This is a genomic window from Paenibacillus tritici, from assembly GCF_013204885.1.
Lineage (GTDB): Bacteria > Bacillota > Bacilli > Paenibacillales > Paenibacillaceae > Paenibacillus_AQ > Paenibacillus_AQ tritici.
The window spans coordinates 519,419-525,719 of record NZ_JABMKX010000003.1; the positions used below are offsets into that span (position 1 = coordinate 519,419).

The 6,301-nt window shown below is 41.5% G+C and carries 8 protein-coding genes; 3 read left to right on the forward strand and 5 right to left on the reverse strand.

Features of this window, described 5'->3' with window-relative positions:
• Window positions 1-153: 153 nt before the first annotated feature.
• From HQN87_RS07625 to HQN87_RS07640, 4 genes are all read right to left on the reverse strand, one after another.
• Window positions 154-315 carry an aspartyl-phosphate phosphatase Spo0E family protein gene (locus tag HQN87_RS07625; protein WP_173130085.1) on the reverse strand — a complete coding sequence of 54 codons (162 nt, stop codon included), beginning with the start codon at window positions 313-315 and terminating at the stop codon, window positions 154-156.
• A gap of 191 nt (window positions 316-506) precedes the next feature.
• The gene (locus HQN87_RS07630; RefSeq protein ID WP_173130088.1) at window positions 507-947 is read right to left on the reverse strand and encodes a hypothetical protein; all 441 of its coding nucleotides are present in this window, start codon (window positions 945-947) and stop codon (window positions 507-509) included.
• A 27-nt stretch (window positions 948-974) separates the two neighbouring features.
• On the reverse strand, window positions 975-1,541 hold the full coding sequence (locus tag HQN87_RS07635; RefSeq protein ID WP_173130091.1) for a hypothetical protein: 567 nt from the start codon (window positions 1,539-1,541) through the stop codon (window positions 975-977).
• Window positions 1,542-2,020: 479 nt separating this feature from the next.
• Complete coding sequence (locus tag HQN87_RS07640; RefSeq protein ID WP_173130094.1) at window positions 2,021-3,487, reverse strand: helix-turn-helix domain-containing protein; 1,467 nt, start codon at window positions 3,485-3,487, stop codon at window positions 2,021-2,023.
• A gap of 229 nt (window positions 3,488-3,716) precedes the next feature.
• Here HQN87_RS07640 and HQN87_RS07645 point away from each other — a divergent pair, with 229 nt between their 5' ends.
• From HQN87_RS07645 to HQN87_RS07655, 3 genes are all read left to right on the forward strand, one after another.
• Entirely contained in the window at window positions 3,717-4,052 is a 336-nt protein-coding gene (locus HQN87_RS07645) for a helix-turn-helix domain-containing protein (RefSeq protein ID WP_173130097.1), read from the forward strand.
• A 217-nt stretch (window positions 4,053-4,269) separates the two neighbouring features.
• On the forward strand, window positions 4,270-4,710 hold the full coding sequence (locus HQN87_RS07650) for a MarR family winged helix-turn-helix transcriptional regulator (RefSeq protein WP_254075390.1): 441 nt from the start codon (window positions 4,270-4,272) through the stop codon (window positions 4,708-4,710).
• A gap of 44 nt (window positions 4,711-4,754) precedes the next feature.
• Complete coding sequence (locus tag HQN87_RS07655; protein ID WP_173130104.1) at window positions 4,755-5,693, forward strand: NADP-dependent oxidoreductase; 939 nt, start codon at window positions 4,755-4,757, stop codon at window positions 5,691-5,693.
• A 231-nt stretch (window positions 5,694-5,924) separates the two neighbouring features.
• Here HQN87_RS07655 and HQN87_RS07660 read toward each other — a convergent pair.
• Window positions 5,925-6,301: transposase (locus HQN87_RS07660; protein WP_173130108.1), on the reverse strand; the 377-nt coding region annotated here is incomplete at its 5' end.

Consider the following 6,301-nt stretch of genomic DNA (forward strand, 5'->3'; position numbering starts at 1 on the left):
CGTTTAGCACTTAAAAGGACTTTGTTTAATGCGAGTCCTTTTTCTTCTTCTACAAACGATTCCATAATATAAGAACACTCAACTGCGTAGCTGCCAGGAAGAGAACTGAAGGTTGTTGCCCTATGGATAACGACTGAATAATAGGAATAAACATTACCTGACCTCCATATGTATAACTAATCTTTGGTACTCGTTTAATAGACGATCCAATTCCCTCGATTTATTCAATACGCGATCATCCAATAAACCGTAGTCTTTAGCCAACCCGTTCATTTCCTTTCGTTTTTTCTCGATCTTTTGCCGTAGGTTATCCATAAATATGATTCTCCCATATTTTGTCGTTTAACCCATTCTAACAAGAGTTACCCAACTACGAAAAAAACCTTTTAGGATTCACACATTAGGAATTATTTGCCCAGTCTTGGACACAAAACAACCTCCGCTTTTAAAACACGGAGGTTGTTTTGTCTGATTTTTTAGGAATGGTTTGCCTAGTTAAATTCATTTTATTTTTTTGATGCAACCGATGTTTCCCATTCTCCATTACTACCCTGAAATATAGTAGATGATACTTTTTCATTATTTTTGTTGATAAAGCCCAAAATTACGTCTTTTAAGTCTTTGTTAATTAAAATTACAGTTGGAGATGCTTTCTCATATTTCTCATTATAATATTCTTCATAAATAAGTTTTGAGATATTTTCGTCATCCTTGTAAAGCTCCGCCAACTTATCATTAAGAGTCTCAATATCACATACATAGTAATGTTCTTTATCAATATCAAAAGCCAAAGAAACTTGGGTTAAAACATCCGATTTGATTTGATTACCTTCTTCTGTAGAATCCACTCTGTTATTGGTTTGGTTAGTATAGATAGCGAATCCCGTACCAACAATTAGTATGAATATTGCAACTAAAATAAGAGAGGTCTTTTTTTTAAAATTCATCATCTCACTCTCCATTCATTAAAAATACTATATAACTGTAATATTACCTAGATGGTCACAGTATATTTTCACTTTAGCATTATTACTATACGAACCATTATTATACAAGTTAAATTCACCTTCCACATACATATATTGAGGTGATATTCTATCATAATAGTTAACATCATTTATAGTCCAACCAGATTTAACGGATTGAGACCAGGAGTCAGATCCTTCAAGCCAAACTTGATCTACACCATTATATCTAAAGGTTGCATCGAGACCATATCTGGCTACAGTTTCAGAAGAAGAAACTATGTAAAAGTTGCCACTATACGATTTGCTTGCATATTGCCAAGACAGAACCCTTGACGGAGATAATGTTGTTTCACTAATTGTGACTTTTGAATATAATACTAGACCATCATTTAGCAAAGTTTTTTCATAGCCTTGGGCTTCATAATCAATAGCATTATCAGTAGTCAGGGAAACTTCTCTTGGTTCGGAAGTAGCGGCATTTGTTGTAGTTGGATTAACTACATAAGAAATTGAAAGGATAATGGCGATAGCTAAGATACGAAAGGCAATGCTTTTTAATAGACTTGTTCGCATTTCTACTTACCTCCTAAATGATTTATAGAGAGAACTACACAACGTATCACTCTCTATCCGAATATTTTGTCAGAAGAGCAATATCCGGAATTATCCTTCCAATATTTACTATTATAAACCTGTTTATACCTATATACAATTATCATTTGGTAAATATGTATTTTAAATTATTTCAAGCCTATAAATATCCAAATCAGATTAATCAAACCTATATCAAGCTTTTTAAGGTACTCACTCCACTTGTGCTTTCCGCACAACCAGAGTGAGAATACTATAGCAATATAACGTTTATTCTCCCTCTTTCATTTCCTATGCTACCAACCTTAGAATCATAGGACAACTAAACAACCTTCGCTTTTAAAACACGGAGGTTGTTTTGTACTGATTTTTAAGAACCTTCACCATTTGAGAGCGTTGATACGGTTACAGGAAAGGAACCGTCAGGTGGTATGGGCGGTATTACTCCCAAGAACAATGAACTACAAAGAAGGCTCAATAGAAATAGGGATGAGAGCCATATGCGCATCTTCGATCACTCCTTTCATAAAATGCTCATACTTTTCTTTTTGTTCTGCCAAAGCCTGATTTCGATACTGCTCAAAAAAGGCCGCACAGTTTATGATAAGGTTCTTGTTGTTAGCTGCAATAGAATGGGACAGCGCTTTTAGCAGCCGATCGATCCCTTCTTGATACTGATGATGAGTTAGACAGTACTTAGCCAGTTGATAGCACAACTGCGCGTAGCGGTCACGTTGGAACACATCCAGATAATAAATATGGCCAGGCCAGGAATCGTTCGTCAGTAACTCAGCTATTTGATCTTTAAAATGAGCAAGCACTGCATCAGCCTCATATTCAAAACGGTTGACTGCATTCATGATGGTAAGTAAGCTTGGAAGCCATTCCTCCGGGTGTTTATCTAGAAAAGTTAGATATTTGGACAAACAATCAAATTGTCCCATAAGCACATGCAGGTTATATCGATTGGCCTCAGCAAATCGTTCAAATTTGCGGACTTCCTTCCAACCGCTATCATCCAGATCTTCAAACCATCTCAAATCCTCATAACCAGCAATATACTCCAGAGCTTGTTCATAGTTACCCATCCATTCTAGAGCATTCCCTTTCAGCAAAAAACTCTGCCCGTAGTAAAAGACCAAATGACGTTCTGTGGTAAACGGTTCAGATTCAGTAATCCCTCTCCGCGGACATTTTTTCTTTTGGAAGAGGATAATAGTCAGCAAGGCTTTCATTTCATCGGCATATTTGATCACTTGGTCCCATTGTTGTAGATTAAAATGAACATTGGCTAATTGCAGCAGGCCGTCTAATTGAATATTTTCGGCAAGACGCTTCCGATAAGGCGCAAACTTTAGCGCAGCCTCATGGTTTTCCTTTAGGTCAGTGCCTAATCTTGCTCGAAACCATTTGTAATGACTGGTGGCTAGCCGCTCAGTATGTTGCTTAATCTCATTTTCACATATACAGCGGTAAAATGGAATGGACGCCCTCCACTCTCCTTGTGCAAACAGCGACTCAGCTAAAGTGAACACATCTTGAATATGAACAGGTTCTTCCGTGATTTGGTTTAACACAGCAACAATTAAATCCTCTTTTCCAAGTTGAACACATCGCAGTAGAAAATTTTTAATCTTTTTCCAATGGATTTTACCACTAGCAAAACATTCAGTCACATAGAACTCATACAGCCATCCAGAGGGTTGTCCTAACACCTCTCCGATTAAATCTAACTGCCTAACTGGTATGACTTTTGAAGGATTTCCAGTAAAGATAGCACTTAATGAACCGCGGTTTATCCCGCTTTGCTGTGCAAGTTCATGCATTGTGACATTCTTCTGTTCCATCTCTCTCTCAATCAAGGTTAGTATAGACGCTATTGGTTCAGTAAGAGAGCTAGGGTTCGGAACATGATTCTTTTTGCTCAATATGATGTTCCCCCTTCTCTTTTATGGCCTGCTCGGGAAAAGTATATTGCAGCGTATTTTCCAAGCTGTGTGCTTTCTATCGGAGCATGTCCATATTTTAGGATATGGGTAAATTGTACATCAAAGAACTTTTAAGTTCAATTATCAGATCAACAATACAACTTACAACACTCTGCTAATCTCCTATAGGCTTGGTCTACACTTTTATATAGAGAGAGGTGGGCCTTTAATGAAGGTAGCAAAACAAGTAGGAGATCAAATACGACACTATCGAAATCTTAAAGGACTGACCCAGGAACAACTGGCAGAAGTAGTAGATACATATGGCACCTATATCGGCCGATTAGAACGCGGCGAACAAAACGTGCAACTTGAAACCTTAGAAAAAATTGCAGATGCTTTACAAATAAGCGTTTACGCCTTATTTAATCATCCCCAATTCGACCATTTGAATAACCAGGAATGGATCTGGCAGGTTGTCCATCTGATGGAGGAACAATCTACCGATGATCAGGAGAGGGCTTTCCGTGTGTTAAGTGAGATGTTTAAGAAAACAGCGAAATAAATGATTACACTTCAAATGAATTTATAACAAGACGTAAAATCCAAACACAAAGCGGGCAACGCCACTCAACTCAGGCGTTGCCCGCTTCTTTATGATGAAATATTATAATTTATGTTGACGACCACATATTTAGATGTTATTGTAAGTGCATGAAATATGTTGACGACCACATAAATGCGAGGTGTTTGTATTGGAGAATAGTAACAACAGCGAAACCATGAAGGATGAGATCAGCGCCATCGCCCAGTTCCCTGTAAGCTTTTCGATCTTCAGTCTGGCTCGTTCCCATCACCGGATTGCGGGACAACTGCTTCGCGAAGCAGGTTTATACCCGGGGCAGGAACTGGTGCTGATGCAGCTATGGCACCGCAACAGCCAGTCCCAGAATGATCTCACCAAATCATTGCGTCTTGATCACTCGACTATAGCGAAGTCCGTTCGTCGTTTGGAAGCCGCCGGTCTCGTCACCTGCAGCCGGTCCGAAGAGGATAAACGTGTAACCCTCGTCTCCCTCACCCCAGAAGGGCGTGACATTGAATCCAGAGTCAATCAAGCTTGGCGCCAGCTGGAGGAGTTATCGACGGAACAGCTTAGTAAGGAAGAAAAAGTACAGTTTGAAGCCTTGGCCAAAAAGATAGCTGCGACATTAGAAAAATAAATGAAGTCCAATCCATCAATGAAAAATTAGAAGGAGTGATAAGCATGTCTAAAAAATCTATGCAAGCAGTTCTGGTTAACGAATACGGGGGTCCAGACGTTATGAAGATTGAGAGCGTTGACCGTCCTCAACCGCAAGTGGATGAAATCCTAGTTCGTATCGTGTATGCTGCGGTTATCCCGCTTGATTTTAAGATTCGTAACGGTTGGCTTCAAGGTGTTTTTCCTATAACCTTCCCCTACATTCCAGGTTTCTATGCTTCGGGAGTTGTCGAAGAGGTGGGACCAAGCGTTACGGAGTTTAAGCCCGGTGATCGCGTTTTTGGCGGCATCAGAGGAGCTTATGCAGAATATGGCGTTGCGAAGGAACAAGACTTAATGACGATGCCTGAAAGCCTCACGTTCGAGGATGCTGCAACCATCAAAGCAGGGGCTGAAGCCGCCTGGAAGTCCTTGTTCACGGAAGGCGAACTCCAGTCCGGGCAGACCCTTCTGCTCCATGCGGCAGCAGGCGGTGTTGGACAATTTGCAGTTCAGCTGGCTAAATGGAAGGGAGCTACCGTGATTGCCACGGCATCCGCTTCTAACGTGGACTTCGTTACATCGCTGGGGGCTGATCAAGTCATTGATTATACCAAGGCCAAATTCGAGGATGTCGCCAAAGACGTAGATCTGGTTGTGGATACCGTAGGAGGCGAGATAGAAGACAGATCCTGGAGTGTTCTGAAAAAAGGCGGAATCCTGGTCTCCCTGACGCAAGATCCATCCCAGGCAAACGCTGAAAAACATGAGGTTACTGCTAAGTTCAACACAAAATTCACTACCCGGGAAGACTTGCACACTCTAACGAAGTTAATAGCCGAAGGAATAATTACAGCCGAGATTGATTCTGTATTCCCGTTTACCCAAGCGGATCAAGCACTGGAGAAAAGCGAAGCAAGGCATGGACGGGGAAGAATTTTGCTGAATGTAAGCTCTACCTGATGAAGGGACACTACGTAGTGCAGGGTGCACTGCGTAGTGTTTTTTTGCTTGCTTGGCGTGACAGATAAGCTAAGTGGAATTAGTACATCTAATTTCGAGCCTATGGTGCAATTAGGTAGCGTCAAGAAGTTTGTGTAAGAGAGTAGAAGTACCTCCCCGGGTTACGGGTTGGGGGTGTAGGTGTTTCTGGGGGGAGGGGGAACCCCGACCCCCAGAAACTGGATTCATCCGCTATGCTTCATCGGGTGTAGGCACGGAAGGGTAGCGGGATTCAAAGAGCTCAAGGAGCTTCTTTTTAACGGGTTCCATCCCAAAGCCGGGGACGACCCGCTGCGCATGACGTTCATTGTAGTCGAGCATTTCCAGATACACGATTTTCTCCGCCGCATCCATATTCGTCAGACTGTTCATCGGTTTCAGGCGTTTGCGGATTTCCTTGTTCATTCGCTCAATCGGATTCGACGTGTAGATCGCTTTGCGGATGGGCTCCGGGTACTTGTAGAACGTCAGGAGGGTGGACAATTGCTCCTCCCAGGACTTCATTTCTTTCGGATATAGCTTGTTCCACTTGGCTTTGACCGTATCAAAATTTGCCCGGGCCACGACCT